Origin of the sequence: Enterobacter quasimori, assembly GCF_018597345.1 — a bacterium.
Classification (GTDB): Bacteria; Pseudomonadota; Gammaproteobacteria; order Enterobacterales; family Enterobacteriaceae; genus Enterobacter; species Enterobacter mori.
On record NZ_JAHEVU010000001.1, the window covers coordinates 1,313,712 to 1,331,100 of the forward strand.

The 17,389-nt window shown below is 54.8% G+C and carries 15 protein-coding genes; 10 read left to right on the top strand and 5 right to left on the bottom strand.

The window, feature by feature from the left end; all coding sequences use genetic code 11:
* Nucleotides 1-9: 9 nt before the first annotated feature.
* The 6 genes from kdpC (at nt 10) to potE (ending at nt 8,093) form a co-directional block, all read left to right on the top strand.
* The gene (gene kdpC / locus KK102_RS06325; protein WP_126544185.1) at nt 10-585 is read left to right on the top strand and encodes a potassium-transporting ATPase subunit KdpC; all 576 of its coding nucleotides are present in this window, start codon (nt 10-12) and stop codon (nt 583-585) included.
* Nucleotides 586-3,273: a two-component system sensor histidine kinase KdpD gene (gene kdpD, locus KK102_RS06330; protein ID WP_216357207.1), complete on the top strand. Its 2,688-nt coding sequence runs from the start codon at nt 586-588 to the stop codon at nt 3,271-3,273.
* On the top strand, nt 3,270-3,947 hold the full coding sequence (gene kdpE / locus KK102_RS06335) for a two-component system response regulator KdpE (RefSeq protein WP_216357208.1): 678 nt from the start codon (nt 3,270-3,272) through the stop codon (nt 3,945-3,947). Before kdpD ends, kdpE begins: the two co-directional genes overlap by 4 nt.
* Before the next feature lie 278 nt (nt 3,948-4,225).
* The gene (gene speFL, locus KK102_RS06340) at nt 4,226-4,330 is read left to right on the top strand and encodes a leader peptide SpeFL (RefSeq protein ID WP_003858645.1); all 105 of its coding nucleotides are present in this window, start codon (nt 4,226-4,228) and stop codon (nt 4,328-4,330) included.
* Nucleotides 4,331-4,584: 254 nt separating this feature from the next.
* Nucleotides 4,585-6,783 carry an ornithine decarboxylase SpeF gene (gene speF, locus KK102_RS06345; protein WP_216357209.1) on the top strand — a complete coding sequence of 733 codons (2,199 nt, stop codon included), beginning with the start codon at nt 4,585-4,587 and terminating at the stop codon, nt 6,781-6,783.
* Nucleotides 6,780-8,093, top strand: coding sequence for a putrescine-ornithine antiporter (gene potE / locus KK102_RS06350; RefSeq protein WP_216357210.1), 1,314 nt, complete (start codon nt 6,780-6,782; stop codon nt 8,091-8,093). The genes speF and potE overlap by 4 nt, the downstream gene beginning before the upstream one ends.
* Nucleotides 8,094-8,197: 104 nt before the next feature.
* Here potE and pgm read toward each other — a convergent pair whose 3' ends face one another.
* Nucleotides 8,198-9,838, bottom strand: coding sequence for a phosphoglucomutase (alpha-D-glucose-1,6-bisphosphate-dependent) (pgm, locus tag KK102_RS06355; RefSeq protein WP_216357211.1), 1,641 nt, complete (start codon nt 9,836-9,838; stop codon nt 8,198-8,200).
* A gap of 24 nt (nt 9,839-9,862) precedes the next feature.
* Nucleotides 9,863-10,411, bottom strand: a complete 549-nt coding sequence (seqA, locus tag KK102_RS06360) for a replication initiation negative regulator SeqA (protein ID WP_010428659.1) — start codon at nt 10,409-10,411, stop codon at nt 9,863-9,865.
* 183 nt (nt 10,412-10,594) lie between these two features.
* Here seqA and ybfF point away from each other — a divergent pair, with 183 nt between their 5' ends.
* The 4 genes from ybfF (at nt 10,595) to fur (ending at nt 13,208) form a co-directional block, all read left to right on the top strand.
* Nucleotides 10,595-11,368 carry an esterase gene (gene ybfF / locus KK102_RS06365; RefSeq protein WP_216357212.1) on the top strand — a complete coding sequence of 258 codons (774 nt, stop codon included), beginning with the start codon at nt 10,595-10,597 and terminating at the stop codon, nt 11,366-11,368.
* Nucleotides 11,369-11,496: 128 nt separating this feature from the next.
* Nucleotides 11,497-11,784 (top strand): LexA regulated protein, encoded by a 288-nt coding sequence (gene ybfE / locus KK102_RS06370; RefSeq protein WP_010428654.1) that lies wholly within the window; start codon nt 11,497-11,499, stop codon nt 11,782-11,784.
* A gap of 155 nt (nt 11,785-11,939) precedes the next feature.
* Nucleotides 11,940-12,470: a flavodoxin FldA gene (gene fldA / locus KK102_RS06375; RefSeq protein WP_003858653.1), complete on the top strand. Its 531-nt coding sequence runs from the start codon at nt 11,940-11,942 to the stop codon at nt 12,468-12,470.
* 291 nt (nt 12,471-12,761) lie between these two features.
* Nucleotides 12,762-13,208 carry a ferric iron uptake transcriptional regulator gene (gene fur / locus KK102_RS06380; protein WP_010428651.1) on the top strand — a complete coding sequence of 149 codons (447 nt, stop codon included), beginning with the start codon at nt 12,762-12,764 and terminating at the stop codon, nt 13,206-13,208.
* A gap of 141 nt (nt 13,209-13,349) precedes the next feature.
* Here the strand turns inward: fur and chiQ are convergent, their stop codons facing one another.
* The 3 genes from chiQ to glnS form a co-directional block, all read right to left on the bottom strand.
* The gene (chiQ, locus tag KK102_RS06385; RefSeq protein ID WP_126544235.1) at nt 13,350-13,676 is read right to left on the bottom strand and encodes a ChiQ/YbfN family lipoprotein; all 327 of its coding nucleotides are present in this window, start codon (nt 13,674-13,676) and stop codon (nt 13,350-13,352) included.
* Nucleotides 13,677-13,723: 47 nt separating this feature from the next.
* Entirely contained in the window at nt 13,724-15,121 is a 1,398-nt protein-coding gene (gene chiP, locus KK102_RS06390) for a chitoporin ChiP (RefSeq protein ID WP_216357213.1), read from the bottom strand.
* Between the two features lie 446 nt (nt 15,122-15,567).
* Entirely contained in the window at nt 15,568-17,235 is a 1,668-nt protein-coding gene (gene glnS, locus KK102_RS06395; RefSeq protein WP_216357214.1) for a glutamine--tRNA ligase, read from the bottom strand.
* Nucleotides 17,236-17,389 lie beyond the last annotated feature (154 nt).

The following is a 17,389-nucleotide window of genomic DNA, read 5'->3' on the forward strand; positions in this document are numbered from 1 at the left end:
GTGAATCAAATGACGATGTTACGTCCCGCTATACTGTTATTTATTCTGCTGTCTCTTATTACCGGCGGGCTTTACCCGCTGGTGACCACCGCGCTGGGCCAGTGGTGGTTTAAGGATCAGGCTAACGGCTCGCTGATACTGCAAAACGGTGAAAACCGCGGTTCTCGCCTGATTGGTCAGAACTTTACGGATGCCCGCTACTTCCAGGGACGCCCTTCCGCCACCGCTGAAAGCCCGTATAATCCGATGGCATCAGGCGGCAGTAACCTGGCGGGCAGCAACCCGGAGCTGGATAAAGCCGTTGCCGAACGCGTTGCCGCCCTGCGCGCCGCCAACCCGCAGGCCAGCCGTGACGTTCCCGTAGAGCTGGTCACTACCTCAGCCAGCGGGCTGGACTACAGCCTGACGCCACAGGCGGTGGCATGGCAAATCCCGCGCGTCGCCGCGGCCCGTCAACTGACCGTCGAACAGGTAAGCCAGCTGGTCGCAGAGCATACGCAAAAGCCGCTGGTCAGCTTCATCGGCATGCCGGTAGTGAATATTGTTGAGCTGAATCTGGCGCTGGACGCGCTAAGGAAAAACTAAATGACCGACGAGCCCATGCGCCCGGATCCGGACAGGCTGCTCGAACAGACGGCTGAAGCCCATCGTGGCAAACTGAAAATTTTCTTCGGCGCCTGCGCGGGCGTCGGGAAAACCTTCGCCATGCTGACGGAAGCCCAGCGGCTTCGGGCGCAGGGGCTCGATATTCTCATCGGCGTGGTGGAAACCCACGGACGTAAAGAGACAGCGGCGCTGTTGAAAGGACTTGCCACGCAGCCGCCACGCCGTATTAGCCATCGTGGACGGCTGGTCACGGAGTTCGATCTCGATGCCGCCCTCGCCCGCCGTCCTGCACTTATCCTGATGGACGAACTGGCGCACAGCAATGCACCAGGCTCGCGTCATCCAAAGCGCTGGCAGGATGTCGAGGAGCTGCTGGAAGCGGGCATTGATGTTTTCACTACCGTGAACGTTCAGCATCTGGAGAGCCTGAACGACGTGGTGAGCGGCGTGACCGGCATTCAGGTGCGCGAGACGGTGCCCGATCCCTTCTTTGATTCAGCAGATGAAGTGGTGCTGGTCGACCTGCCGCCGGACGACCTTCGCCAGCGCCTGCACGAAGGTAAAGTGTATATCGCAGGCCAGGCTGAGCGCGCCATCGAACATTTCTTTCGTAAAGGCAACCTGATTGCCCTGCGCGAACTCGCCCTGCGCCGTACCGCCGATCGCGTGGATGACCAGATGCGCGCCTGGCGCGACCTGCAGGGTCAGGAACGCGTCTGGCACACCCGGGATGCCATTCTGCTGTGCATCGGGCACGGTAGCGGCAATGAGAAATTGATCCGCACCGCCGCGCGCCTGGCGGCGAAATTTGGCAGCGTCTGGCATGCGGTCTATGTCGAAACGCCGCAGCTGCATGCTCTGCCCGAACATCAGCGGCGCGCCATCCTCAGCTCGCTGCGCCTGGCGCAGGAGCTGGGTGCCGAAACCGCGACCCTTTCCGATCCTCAGGAAGATAAAGCTATTCTGCGCTACGCGCGCGAGCACAACCTGGGGAAAATCGTCATTGGCCGTCGCCAGCATCGCCGCTGGTTTAGCCGCGAATCCTTCGCCGACAAGCTGGCCCGCCGCGCGCCGGATCTGGATCTGGTGATCGTGGCGCTGGATGACAAGCCCACGCCCCTGCCCAACCGTGCGCCGGATGCCCGCGCCTTTGGTGATAAATGGCGGATCCAGATCCGCGGCTGCCTTGTCGCCGTCGTGCTCTGCGCCCTGATTACCGTGATTGCCAGCCAGTGGCTGATCGCCTTCGACGCCGCCAACCTGGTGATGATTTACCTGCTCGGCGTGGTGGTGGTGGCGCTCTTCTTCGGACGCTGGCCGTCCGTGCTGGCGACGGTCATCAACGTTGTCAGCTTCGATCTTTTCTTCATTGCCCCGCGCGGAACGCTTGCCGTGTCCGACGTGCAGTACATTCTCACCTTTGGCGTGATGCTCACCGTCGGGCTGGTGATTGGTAATCTTACGGCGGGCGTTCGCTATCAGGCGCGTATTGCACGCTATCGCGAGCAGCGTACGCGCCATCTCTATGAGATGTCCAAATCGCTGGCAGTCGGCCGCACGCCGCTGGATATTGTCCAGACCAGCGAGCAATTTATTCGCTCTACGTTTAACGCCAGTAATCTTATCCTGCTCCCGGACGAGCATGGCAACCTTCGTCCGCTCACCTCCGCCTCCGGCATGACGCCCTGGGATGAAGCCATCGCGCGCTGGAGTTTTGATAAAGGGCTGCCCGCAGGCGCAGGAACGGACACTCTGCCAGGCGTGCCTTATCAGATCCTGCCGCTACGCAGTGCGGATAAAAATCAGGGGCTGGTTATCGTTGAGCCAACCAACCTGCGCCAGCTGATGATCCCCGAACAGCAACGTTTACTGGAAACCTTCACCCTGCTGGTCGCCAGCGCGCTGGAACGACTGGCACTCACCGCCAGCGAAGAGCAGGCGCGGCTGGCAAGCGAGCGCGAAAGCATCCGAAATTCATTACTGGCGGCGCTCTCTCACGATCTACGCACCCCCCTTACCGTGCTGTTCGGTCAGTCTGAGATCCTGACGCTGGACCTGGCTGCAGAAGGTTCAAAACATGCGATGCAGGCCAGCGAAATCCGCCAGCATGTGCTGAATACCACACGGCTGGTGAATAACCTGCTGGATATGGCGCGCATCCAGTCTGGCGGGTTTAACCTCAAAAAAGAGTGGCTTACGCTGGAAGAGGTCGTCGGGAGCTCGCTGAAAATGCTGGAGCCCGGCCTGGGCGGTCGCCATATCGCATTGAACATGCCGGAACCGCTGACGCTAATTCACGTTGATGGCCCCCTGTTCGAGCGCGCGCTGATTAACCTGTTAGAAAACGCCGCTAAATATGCGGGAGCGAAAGCACAGATTGGCATTAATGCCACGGTGAAGGCACAAACGCTGCAGCTGGAAGTCTGGGATACCGGGCCGGGTATTCCGGTCGGGCAGGAAAAGGCCATTTTCGAAAAATTTTCGCGCGGTAACAAGGAATCTGCGATCCCCGGCGTTGGGCTGGGTCTCGCTATTTGCGAAGCGATTATTGACGTGCATGGCGGCACCATTTCGGCAGAGCACCGTCCGGAAGGCGGCGCACATTTTTGTGTTACACTTCCACTGGATACCCCACCAGAACTTGATGAATTACCAGAGGATTTGTGATTAACGTCCTGATTGTTGAAGATGAGCTCGCCATAAGCCGTTTTCTGCGTACCGCGCTGGAAGCCGACGGCCTGCGCGTTCATGAAGCCGGTACGCTTCAACGGGGCTTAATTGAGGCCGCGACGCGCAAGCCGGATCTGACGATCCTCGATTTGGGGCTACCTGATGGGGATGGCATCGATTTTATCCGTGAGGTTCGTCAGTGGAGCCAAATGCCGATTCTGGTGCTCTCTGCACGAACGGAAGAAGCGGATAAAATTGCCGCGCTGGATGCCGGCGCAGACGACTATCTTATCAAGCCCTTTGGCATTGGTGAGTTGCAGGCCCGGCTTCGCGTCGCATTGCGTCGTCATAATGCAACGACGCCTTCCGACCCGGTGTATACCTTCGGTGACGTTCTGGTCGATCTTGCCGCCCGGCGCATCACCCGGGCAGAGGAAGAGATCCACCTCACGCCTATCGAGTTTCGTCTGCTTGCCGTTTTGCTCAACAATCATGGCAAGGTGCTGACTAAGCGCCAGCTGTTAAGTCAGGTCTGGGGACCCAATGCCGTCGAGCATAGTCACTATTTACGCATTTATATGGGACACCTTCGTCAAAAACTTGAAGTTGACCCCGCGCGCCCTCGCCATTTATTAACTGAAACCGGTATCGGTTATCGGTTTATGATGTGAATAACTATTCAAATTAATTTCAAATAAAGAAAACCACCTTCCAAAATAGCCTTAAAAATAATCCAACCGTTATTTTACGGATTATTTCCGCCCAATAAAAACACCAAACAAACACAACATTAACACATCATCAACAAAACAGCATTTTGATCTGCGTTATTCATCAAAAACGACTAATTATTTGTGAAATGATCGGTTAACGGTGATCTCCTTCACAGTTAATCGCCATTTCCTGGATAAAATGACCATGCTTTCAATTACTGAAAGGAAAATGAAACATGGAAAACAACAATCGTTTAATGCCCCATATAAGGCGGACAACACATATCATGATGTTTGCCCACCGAAACTGCTTTGACTTTCATCTCTTTAACGCCCGGTAGTCCTTCGACTTCTGGCGCACTCGCTTACAGGCTATCCTGAAACACCTTATTTTACAGACTATTGCCTGTGACCTCGTGCGCTCATTCATCTTGATTCAGACTCATCCGCACCGGGCGGACTGAATTTCAATCATCAAAAAAGCAATTTACTGATTTTAATCAGCGGTCACCCTTTGCTTTTTTTCCGGAAAATTATCGATTTCTTTCTTGCAAGAAATCGAGGGACGATTATTACCTAAAATAAAGAGAGAAAGATGAAAAGTTTAAAAATCGCAGCCAGCCGTGCATGTCCGGATTGCTTTACTACCCAGCGTGAACTGGTGGATGTCCGCGCTTCTGATTATATTGATGTTGCCGCCATTGTTCTGGCGGTCACGGATATTGCCAGCGGTATTCTGGACGAAATAGAAGCCACCGGTTTTGGCATTCCTGTTTTTGTCGCGACGCACAAAGAAGAATTCATTCCGGCAGACTATTTATCGCGCATTCATGGCGTATTTGAGTATTCAGACACCAGCAACGATTTTTATGGACGCCAGCTGGAAGCGGCTGCACTGAAGTACGAAACCCAGCTTCGTCCACCGTTCTTCCGCGCCCTGGTCGATTACGTCAAACAGGGCAACAGCGCGTTCGACTGCCCGGGGCATCAGGGAGGACAGTTCTTCCGCCGCCATCCAGCCGGCAATCAGTTCGTTGATTTCTTTGGTGAGACGCTTTTCCGCTCCGATCTGTGTAACGCTGACGTCGCAATGGGCGATCTGCTCATTCATGAAGGTGCGCCGTGCATCGCCCAACAGCATGCGGCAAAAGTCTTTAATGCCGATAAGACCTACTTCGTGCTGAATGGCACCTCGTCATCCAACAAAGTAGTGCTTAACGCCCTGCTCACCCCGGGCGACCTGGTGCTGTTCGACCGTAACAACCACAAATCTAACCATCACGGTGCCCTCCTCCAGGCAGGCGCAACGCCGGTCTATCTCGAAACCGCGCGTAACCCGTACGGCTTCATTGGTGGCATTGACGCCCACTGCTTTGAAGAGAGTTATCTACGCGAGCTGGTGGCAGAGGTGGCGCCGGGCCGCGCGCGCGATGCGCGTCCGTTCCGTCTGGCGGTGATCCAGTTGGGTACCTATGATGGCACCGTCTATAACGCCCGTCAGGTGGTGGATAAGATTGGGCACCTGTGTGATTACATCCTCTTTGACTCGGCCTGGGTGGGCTACGAGCAGTTTATTCCGATGATGGCCGACTGCTCTCCGCTGCTGCTGGAGCTGAACGAAAACGATCCGGGGATCCTGGTCACCCAGTCCGTGCATAAACAGCAGGCCGGCTTCTCGCAAACCTCGCAAATCCACAAGAAAGACAGCCATATCAAAGGGCAACAGCGCTATGTCCCGCATAAGCGGCTGAATAATGCCTTTATGATGCACGCCTCCACCAGCCCGTTTTATCCGCTGTTTGCCGCGCTGGACATCAACGCCCGTATGCACGAAGGCCAGAGCGGCCGCAACATGTGGATGGACTGCGTGGTGAACGGTATCGAAGCGCGCAAGCTGATTCTGGAGAACTGCCGGTATCTGCGCCCCTTCGTGCCGGAGACGGTGGATGGCCGTCCGTGGGAGAGCTGGGACACGGCGGACATTGCGACCGATCTGCGTTTCTTCCACTTCGTGCCGGGTGAACGCTGGCACGCCTTTGAAGGCTACGCTGAGCACCAGTATTTTATCGACCCGTGCAAGCTGCTGCTGACCACGCCGGGCATCAACGCCCGCACCGGGGAATATGAGGACTTCGGCGTGCCCGCCACTATCCTCGCCAACTTCCTGCGTGAAAACGGCATCGTGCCGGAGAAATGCGATCTCAACTCGATCCTCTTCCTGCTCACGCCTGCGGAGGATATGGGCAAACTGCAGCAGCTGGTGGCGCAGCTTGTGCGCTTCGAAAAACTGCTCGAGAGCGATGTTCCGCTGAAGGAGGTCCTGCCTTCTCTCTACAAACAGCATCCGGAGCGTTACGCCGGTTACACCCTGCGCCAGATCTGCCAGGAGATGCACGACCTGTACGCCCGCCACAACGTGAAGCAGCTGCAGAAAGAGATGTTCCGCAAGTCCCATTTCCCGCGCGTCATGATGAACCCGCAAGAGGCGAACTATGCCTATCTGCGTGGTGAGGTCGAGCTGGTTTCACTGCGCGACGCGGAAGGCCGCATCGCAGCGGAAGGCGCCCTGCCTTATCCGCCGGGGGTGCTTTGCGTTGTGCCAGGTGAAGTCTGGGGCGGCTCCGTGCTGCGCTACTTCACCGCGCTGGAAGAAGGCATCAACCTGCTGCCGGGCTTCGCGCCGGAGCTGCAGGGGGTGTACGTCGAGGAGTGTGACGGTCGAAAACAGGTTCGCTGCTACGTCATTAAACAACCCGCCGCTCAGCCATCTCTGCTGAAAGGAGAAAAATTATGAGCAAGTCCAATAAGATGGGCGTGGTACAGCTCACCATCCTCACCATGGTGAACATGATGGGCTCCGGAATTATCATGCTGCCCACCAAGCTTGCAGAAGTGGGTACCATTTCGATTATGTCCTGGCTGGTAACGGCAGTCGGCTCAATGGCGCTGGCGTGGGCGTTTGCCAAGTGCGGGATGTTCAGCCGTAAGTCAGGCGGAATGGGCGGCTATGCCGAATACGCATTCGGTAAGTCCGGAAACTTTATGGCCAACTACACCTACGGGGTGTCGCTGCTGATCGCCAACGTGGCGATTGCCATCTCCGCCGTGGGCTACGGCACGGAGCTGTTTGGCGCGACGCTCAGCCCGGTACAGATTGGTTTAGCCACCATCGGCGTGCTGTGGATCTGCACCGTGGCCAACTTTGGCGGCGCGCGTATCACCGGACAGCTCAGCAGCATTACCGTCTGGGGCGTGATTATTCCCGTTGTCGGCCTGTGCATCATCGGCTGGTTCTGGTTCAGCCCGACCCTGTACGCCAACTCCTGGAACCCGCACCACGTACCGTTCTTTACCGCAGTTGGCTCCTCCATCGCCATGACGCTGTGGGCCTTCCTCGGTCTGGAATCCGCCTGCGCGAACGCGGAAGTGGTAGAGGATCCGGAGAAGAACGTGCCGATTGCGGTCCTCGGCGGCACGCTGGGCGCGGCGGTGATCTATATCGTTTCGACGAACGTGATTGCGGGCATCGTTCCGAATATGGATCTGGCCAACTCTACGGCGCCGTTCGGGCTGGCCTTCGCGCAGATGTTCACGCCGGAAGTCGGGAAAGTGATTATGGGTCTGATGGTCATGTCGTGCTGCGGTTCACTCCTTGGCTGGCAGTTCACCATCGCGCAGGTGTTTAAATCCTCCGCTGATGAAGGTTACTTCCCAAAAATCTTCTCTCGCGTGACCAAAGCGGATGCGCCGGTGCAGGGCATGCTGGCGATTGTTATCTTCCAGAGCGGATTGTCGCTGATGACCATTAGCCCGTCGCTGAACAGCCAGTTCAACGTGCTGGTCAACCTGGCGGTCGTGACAAATATCATTCCGTATATTCTGTCGATGGCGGCGCTGGTGATTATTCAGAAGGTGGCGAAGGTGGATCCACGCAAGGCGCGCGCGGCGAATATCGTGGCGCTGATTGGGGCAATCTACAGCTTCTATGCGCTCTACTCGTCCGGCCAGGAAGCGATGCTGTATGGCGCTATGGTGACCTTTATGGGTTGGACGCTGTACGGTCTGGTGTCACCACGGTTTGAATTGAAGAATAAGCACAGTTAGGTAAAAGCAAAACGGCAACCCAAGGGTTGCCGTTTTTAGTGTTTTCTCCCTCTCCCTGTGGGAGAGGGCTGGGGTGAGGGCATCAGCCCGCACCAGAACCGCGCTTACGCGTTTTTCAACACTTCGCTGACAATCTCTACCGCCTCTTTCTCAATCTGCTGACGGTGCTCAGCGCCGAGGAAGCTTTCGCAATAGATTTTGTACGCATCTTCCGTACCGGATGGACGCGCGGCGAACCAGCCGTTTTCGGTCATCACTTTCAGACCACCGATAGACGCGCCGTTGCCCGGTGCCGCCGTCAGACGTGCGGTGATCGGGTCGCCCGCCAGGGTGCTTGCGCTGACCATCTCCGGAGAGAGTTTGGACAGGGCTGCTTTCTGTGCAGAGGTCGCGCCAGCCTGAATGCGGTTATAGCTTGGTGCACCAAAGCGTGCCGCCAGATCGTTGTAATGTTCCTGCGGGTTTTTACCGGTGACGGCGGTGATTTCCGCCGCCAGCAGGCACATGATGATGCCGTCTTTATCGGTTGACCACGGCGTGCCGTCGAAGCGCAGGAAGGACGCGCCCGCGCTCTCTTCACCGCCGAAGCCGAAGCTGCCGTCGTGAAGACCGTCAACAAACCACTTGAAGCCCACCGGCACTTCTACCAGCTTGCGGCCCAGCGCCTCGACCACGCGGTCGATCATCGCGGAGGAAACCAGCGTCTTACCGACGGCCACCTCTTTGCCCCACTGCGGACGGTGCTGGAACAGGTAGTTAATCGCGACGGCCAGGTAGTGGTTCGGGTTCATCAGCCCTGCAGGGTTGACGATACCGTGACGGTCATAATCCGGGTCGTTAGCAAACGCCAGATCGAATTTGTCGCGCAGCGCCAGCAGGCCCGCCATTGCGCACTCCGAGGAGCAGTCCATGCGGATCGCGCCGTCTTTATCGAGGTGCATAAAGCGGAAGGTCTGATCGACGTGATCGTTCACGATGGTCAGATCCAGCCTGTAATGCTCTGCAATGCGCTTCCAGTATTCAATACCGGAGCCGCCCAGCGGATCCACGCCCAGCTTCAGACCGGCTTTCTGGATAGCCGCCATATCGACGATATCCGCCAGCCCTTCCACGAACGGCTGAACCAGATCCTGCTCTTTCACGTGACCGGACGCCATGGCGGCATCCAGAGAGATACGTTTAACGCCTTTCAGATCGTCCGCTAACAGGGCGTTCGCACGGTCTTCCACCACTTTGGTGACGTTGGTGTCTGCCGGGCCACCGTTAGGCGGGTTGTATTTAATGCCACCGTCGTCTGGCGGATTATGAGATGGCGTAATGACGATACCGTCAGCCTGAGCGCCACCTTTTTTGTTGTGTACGAGGATGGCGTTAGAGACCGCAGGCGTTGGCGTGAAACCGTTGTTCTCCTGAACAATCACATCCACACCGTTCGCTGCCAGCACTTCCAGTACGGAAATAAACGCGGGTTCAGACAGGGCGTGAGTATCTTTCCCCACGTAGCATGGACCGGTGACGCCATTTTTGGCGCGCTCTTCCGCTATGGCCTGGGCAATGGCCAGAATGTGCGGTTCGTTAAAGCTATGGCGCGCCGCGCTACCGCGGTGACCAGATGTGCCGAACTTCACTGCGTGTTCTGCGTTGCCCACGACCGGCTTCAGCACGTAATACTGCGCGGTCAGTTGAGCGACGTTAATCAAATCGCTTTGTTGTGCAGGTTGGCCTGCACGGCTGTGATTTGCCATTGCCTGGTCCTTTTGATGCAAGGGTTAAATTGTACCGCAAACCTTTTCAATCAATTCCGCCGGGAACTGCATGGACTGCATGATATGTTCAACCATGCTGCACTTGCGGCCCGTATTGGTATTGGTGATGACCCAGTACGGTGTGCCAGGGACATGTTTAGGTTTGGTTTGATTGCCATTTTGTAACAGCGTCTGTTCGTCGCCCGCGAAATAGACGCGGGTGCGACCGTGGAGCGACTCGGTCGCTTCAGCAAACGCTTTGTTATCCAGTGAATGAAGTGTAGACAGCACCAGCATAAAGCGGTTAACCGCCTTTTTCTGCTCTGCGTATTCATCAGACAGCAGCAGTTCACGTACTGCGCGCACTTTATCTTTTGCCGGTATCACGGCAGGTTTTGCTTGTGCAACAACGCTCGGCTGAGACACGACATCTTTTGTGACAGGGGTAGCAGGCTGTGAGGCGGCGGAAATTTTAAGCATACGCCGTAAAATGTCGGACGCGCTCTCCCCGATATGCCGCGTCTGGCTGGCAATAAACTGATAGAGTTCGTCATCAACTTCGATTGTTTTCATCTTAATCCAGTGCGATATCTTATCTGAATACAAGTCGTTGGGATTATAAGGTCAAATCCCAACAGCGGATAGCGTCAAACCCGGCAGGCGGCAAAAGTCAGATTAAACTGGATCCTTGCAGCCGGGCGGCAGAATGGTCAACATGATACCCTAACCTGACATACGTAAAAAAAGAACTTTGCCATGAAATTGAATACCCGAGCGCAATCTGCACAATCGCCGAACAATAATTCTCCCATCGTACTGGTTCACGGGCTGTTTGGTAGCCTCGATAACCTGGGCGTGCTGGCGCGCGATCTGGTTTCCGACCACGAAATTTTACAGGTTGATATGCGCAATCACGGTCTTTCCGGGCGTTCCGACGAGATGACCTACGCGGCGATGGCGCAGGATCTGCTGGATACGCTGGATGCACATAGCCTGCAGAAGGTAACGCTGATCGGGCATTCCATGGGTGGCAAAGCGGTAATGGCCCTGACGGCGCTTGCGCCAGAGCGTATCAACGGGCTGGTTGTCATTGACGTCGCGCCTGTGGATTACAACGTCCGCCGTCACGATGAGATTTTCGCCGCTATTAATGCGGTCACAGAAGCGGGTGTCGCGACGCGCCAGCAGGCGGCAGCAGTCATGCGTGAGCATCTGGATGAGGAAGGCGTCGTGCAGTTCCTGCTGAAGTCCTTCGTTGACGGACAATGGCGTTTTAACGTGCCGGTGCTCTGGGAGCAGTACAATAACATCGTGGGCTGGGAAACCGTGCCCGCGTGGCCACTCCCTACCCTCTTTATTCGCGGCGGAAACTCTCCGTACGTTACCGATGCCTACCGCGACACGCTGTTGGCCCAATTCCCGCAGGCTCGCGCCCATGTGATTGCCGGTGCCGGGCACTGGGTTCATGCCGAAAAACCGGACGCCGTACTGCGCGCCATTCGTCGCTATCTCTCTGATACTGCAAATTGATTAAAAAGAGAGCGACTGGAAGGTTGTGGGCTTCCAGTCGTTGGCGTGCCGTTTTCGGTGATGTATGATGGCGCGCTTATCGCCCGGGCATTAGCAGGGCGGCGTATTTCCCCCGAAGTCTCAGAATCATGGCCAAAGAACAAACGGACCGTACGACACTAGATCTGTTCGCGAATGAGCGTCGACCGGGACGACCGAAAACGAATCCGCTCTCGCGCGATGAACAGCTGCGTATTAATAAACGCAACCAGCTTAAACGCGATAAAAATCGTGGGCTTAAGCGTGTCGAACTGAAGCTGAACGCCGATGCTGTCGATGCACTCAATGAGCTGGCCGAGGCGCGTAACATCAGCCGCAGCGAGCTGATTGAAGAGATGTTAATCACCCAGCTTGAGACATTGCGCAGCAAGGCATAAGTCTGAAAATCCCCTTTATGACCCTTTTCATGTAGCACAGAGTGCAGTCCTGCGCGATAGCTGTTTCCGCAGGGTTGCCAGTTCTGCTATTATTGCCCTTATCCGTGGACAAATTGCGCCACCATACCATTAAGTTTCAAGAGGTTATTTTACTCATGGCAATCATCGGCATTTTCTTCGGCAGTGATACCGGCAATACCGAAAATATCGCAAAAAACATTCAAAAACAGCTCGGTAAAGACGTTGCCGATGTGCACGACATCGCCAAGAGCAGCAAAGAAGATCTCGAAGGCTATGACATCCTGCTGCTGGGTATCCCGACCTGGTACTACGGTGAAGCGCAGTGTGACTGGGACGATTTCTTCCCAACGCTGGAAGAAGTTGATTTCAACGGTAAGCTGGTCGCGCTGTTCGGTTGCGGTGACCAGGAAGACTACGCAGAATACTTCTGTGACGCGCTGGGCACCATCCGCGACATTATTGAGCCGCGCGGTGCTGCTATCGTGGGCCACTGGCCAACGGCAGGTTACCACTTTGAAGCCTCTAAAGGCCTGGCAGACGACGACCACTTTGTCGGCCTGGCCATTGACGAAGACCGTCAGCCGGAACTGACCGCTGAACGCGTTGAGAAATGGGTTAAGCAGGTTCGCGAAGAACTGAACCTCGACGACATTCTTAACGCCTGATTTCCCGGTGGCGCAACTCCGGTTGCGCCCGTTTACCAGGTAAAACCGATTAAATTAATTGCTACAAACTTTTAACTTTCTCGCTCAGACCTGTACAATATCCCCCTGGTAAAAAGTGGATGCCATCGAACAAGTTTGTTGGTGATACCCCATTTTTATAAGCATACTTTGCTTGAGACTTGCAGTTTTCATTTAGCCATGGCAGTTCTATAATGAGACGCATTATCCCAAGTGCATTTTCTGTCACTTCTTCTTTAGAAGTGAATCGTTTAGCAACAGGACAGATTCCGCATGACTGACAACAATACCGCATTAAAGAAGGCTGGCCTGAAAGTAACGCTTCCTCGGTTAAAAATCCTTGAAGTGCTTCAGGGGCCAGACAATCACCATGTCAGTGCGGAAGACCTCTACAAACGTCTTATCGACATGGGTGAAGAGATTGGGCTGGCAACCGTGTATCGCGTGCTGAACCAGTTTGATGACGCGGGCATTGTTACCCGTCATAACTTCGAAGGCGGCAAATCCGTTTTCGAGCTGACCCAGCAGCACCATCACGATCACCTGATCTGCCTCGATTGTGGCAAGGTTATTGAATTCAGCGATGATTCCATCGAATCACGCCAGCGTGAAATCGCCGCACGTCACGGCATTCGCCTGACCAACCACAGCCTGTACCTGTATGGCCACTGTGCTGAAGGCGATTGCCGCGAAGACGACCACGCGCACGACGCGAAATAATATCGTGTTTATACTCTGAGCCAGCCGTAAGGTTGGCTTTTTTTTGCGTTAAAAAGCCCGGTGGCGCTGCGCTTACCGGACCTACGGGCTATCATACCTTTGTAGGTTCGGTAAGCGCAGCGCCACCGGGCGTAAAGCAACTTATTTATTGTTATTGCGTATCTCGTTCCAGATCTTGTCGCAACGCTTCGCCACTTCCTGATCGTTACCGGTTTTACGCGCCTGAATGCAGGCCTGGTAATCCATCACGCGAACGTTTTCCTGCGTTGCAAACTGCTCATGCGCTTTCTCTTTCTTCAGCACATTCAGCACGCTCTGACAGGCTTCGATTTTCTCCGGCGATCCTTCCGCCGTATTGATACAGGCGCTATAGGCCTCCTTCAGGCGGGAATCTTCTTTTGGTGCCTCAGTCTGAGCACACGCCACCAGCCCTGATGCCAACAGCGCGACGATTACGATTTTTTTCATCATGTGCAGTCTCCATACCGGCGGGACATCGCCCGCCGGTGTGTTCATCAGAAGATAGTGAATGGCGCGATAACCATGAATTTCACGTCACGTTCATCCTGGAAGATGTTGCCGTAACCGCCCGCGTAGCTCGGGATATCGGAGTGGTTGTCATACTGCGTGAAGTGCAGTTTGAACATCGTCCCTTTTGCACGTCCATCCTGCAGGGTGTAGATCGCATCCAGGCTGTACGAAGACTCTTTCAGACGGTAGTTTGGATCGTAGTACGCGTCCGGGGTCGCCATATCCGCGGGTTTTGCATCCCAGGCGTAAGCGTAAGATGCCCCCACCGCCCAGCCCGGCAGGTTCCAGTTTTTCAGGTCATACATTGCACCGAAGAACACGGCTTTTTCGCCATCGGCGTTGAAGTCGGAGCGGTTATCCCACCAGATATCGAGACGACCATTTGAGGACGCGTAGGTTGGCGTCATACGCTGCAGGAAATAGCCCTGCTGCCCTTCTGCCTTCACCCATGTCCCTTCCAGACGTAAATCAACCTGGCCCACTTTGTAGCCGAAGGTCAGCGCCTGCAGCCATGCAGTGCCGTCATAGATATCGTTAACGGTGCCATTGCTGGCTTTATCGCGGGTACCGTAGAACTGGTAACTGGTGCTCAGCGGGCTGCCCACAACATCAAATTTGTAGCTGGCTTTTGCAAAGTACTGGTCAATATATCCTTCCGCCTGACCAAAGGCGGCTTCCAGCACCAGGTCATTTTTGAAATCGTATTTCGCGCCCAGCGAGTGGAGGTAATCAACTTTGGTTTTCTTATCGTTCTGGTAGAACTTGTCCATCTCAATGTGCCACGGCGCTTTGTACTCGTTGGTCCACATATAGGAGAAGCTCAACGCGCCCGCATCGCCGTAGTCAAAGTTAGCCCCGGCTTCCGCGCCCTGATAGGTACCCGGCATAAAGCTCCAGTGCGGCGCTAACAGCGTTTGACCGGTTGGCTGAATATAGCCCCCGCGCGCCCAGACCGGGCCGTATTTGAATTTCGCTGCTGCCTTGTACAGGCTGACACCGCTTTTATCGCCAGACCAGTCTTCTTTATACGCTTTGTTACTGGAGGAGAAGGCGATTTCGTTCGGGTGTCCGCTGTCGCCGTTTTCAGCCATTTCAATGGCGGTGAAGGCAGCAATATCCAGACCAAACATATCTGCGGCATAGCCAGACTGGAAGTCCAGGTTAGCGTTCCAGGTGGAGTGCGAAAGGTTGGTTTTATATTTGTCTTCAGTGACGTCTTTACGGTCACGCTCACGCTGCCAGTAATAAATACCGCCCGTGAGTGTAGAATCTTCGATGAAACCTGCGGCTTTTGCCTCTGGTGCCACCACCAGGCCCGACATTGCTGTCACACCGGCGATAGCCAGCGCCAGCGCACTACGTTTGCCACTGAACGTACGCATAGATTATTCCTCTTTGACGAATTAAAACGCCTCAACGGCGAAAATATAAAAGACCAAAAGGTCAGGGGTAGTTAGAAATACCCTCGAATTAACTACCGCCTTTAGGTTATTTTTCGCGACGCGAATTATCAATGCTTTTCCGTGGGCAAAAGTCAGGATTATGACGAAGTGCACATAATTAGTAGTGCTTTGTAACATTTAGAGGAGAGCGAGGATTGGCGGGGAAATATCAGAAATATCAGGGGATAGCGCAGGTGTTTGCCGTATGTTTTTCAGCCTTTTTGTATTTCGTAAAAATACAAACTTTTTTTAGAAAAATAAGTAGCACCTCATTGACCAGATATTTTAGCGGTTTATCTTTAGGCCCTGGCTTAATACCATGATCATTAAATAAAAAAAACGCCGCAATAAGCGGCGTTTGTCTCTCATTGACCAGAGCAGCAATATTATTCGCCGATCTTAGCCCAGGTGTCACGCAGGCCGACGGTGCGGTTAAATACCGGTTTTTCTGCGGTGCTGTAACGGCTGTCCAGGCAGAAGTAACCTTCACGCTCGAACTGGAATGCTTTACCCACTTCAGCCGCTTTCAGGGACGGCTCAGCGTAACCCTGTCTGATAACGAGTGACTCAGGGTTGATGGTCGCCAGGAAGTCTTCCGCCGCACCTGGGTTAGGCACGCTGAAAAGACGATCGTACAGACGAATTTCTACCGGCAGCGCGTGGGATGCGCTCACCCAGTGGATAACGCCCTTCACTTTACGGCCGTCAGCAGGATCTTTGCTCAGCGTTTCAGCGTCATAAGAACAGAAGATGGTGGTGATGTTACCTTCCGCATCTTTCTCAACGCGCTCGGCTTTGATCACATAAGCATTACGCAGACGGACCTCTTTGCCCAGCACCAGACGCTTGTACTGCTTGTTGGCTTCTTCGCGGAAGTCAGCGCGGTCAATCCAGATCTCGCCGCTGAACGGCACATCACGGCTTCCCATTTCCGGTTTGTTCGGATGGTTAGGCATGGAGACCAGCTCGCTTTCACCCTGCGGATAGTTTTCGATGACCAGTTTCACCGGATCGATAACCGCCATCGCGCGCGGGGCGTTTTCGTTCAGGTCTTCACGAATGCAGGATTCCAGAGAAGCGATCTCAATGGTGTTGTCCTGCTTGGTGACACCGATACGTTTGCAGAACTCGCGGATAGACGCGGAGGTGTAGCCACGACGGCGCAGGCCGGAGATGGTCGGCATACGCGGGTCATCCCAGCCTTCAACGTGCTTGTCGGTCACCAGCAGGTTCAGCTTACGCTTGGACATCACGGTGTATTCCAGATTCAGACGAGAGAACTCGTACTGACGCGGATGCACAGGAATGGTGATGTTATCCAGCACCCAGTCGTACAGACGGCGGTTGTCCTGGAACTCCAGCGTACACAGAGAGTGCGTAATGCCTTCCAGCGCATCGCTGATGCAGTGAGTGAAGTCGTACATCGGGTAGATGCACCACTTGTTACCGGTCTGGTGGTGTTCCGCAAACTTAATGCGATACAGCACCGGATCGCGCATCACGATGAACGGAGACGCCATATCGATTTTGGCACGCAGGCACGCTTTGCCTTCCTCGAAGCCGCCGGCACGCATTTTTTCAAACAGCGCCAGGTTCTCTTCCACGCTGCGATCGCGGAACGGGCTGTTTTTGCCCGGCGCGGTCAGCGTACCGCGGTATTCGCGGATTTCGTCAGCAGACAGCTCGTCGACATACGCCAGACCTTTATTGATCAGTTCTACCGCATAGGCGTACAGCTGATCGAAATAGTCAGAGGAGTAGCAGATATCGCCAGACCAGTTGAAGCCCAGCCACTGTACGTCGTTCTTAATGGACTCAACGTATTCGATGTCTTCTTTTACTGGGTTGGTGTCATCGAAACGCAGGTTGCACTGGCCCTGGTAGTCCTGGGCAATGCCAAAGTTCAGGCAGATAGATTTTGCATGCCCGATGTGCAGGTAGCCGTTCGGCTCCGGCGGGAAACGGGTATGGATTGTGGTGTGCTTACCACTGGCCAGATCTTCATCGATGATCTGACGAATAAAGTTACTCGGGCGGGCTTCTGCCTCACTCATCGTGGATTCCTCAAAGCGTAAACAACGTATAACGGCGTATGATCTTATAAGCCGGACGTAGTGACAACCCTTAAAACGTCTCTGAAGAAAATAATGGGGGCATTTGCTGCAAAAAAAAGCGGCGGAGGATATCCCCCGCCGCTTAAGGCATGAC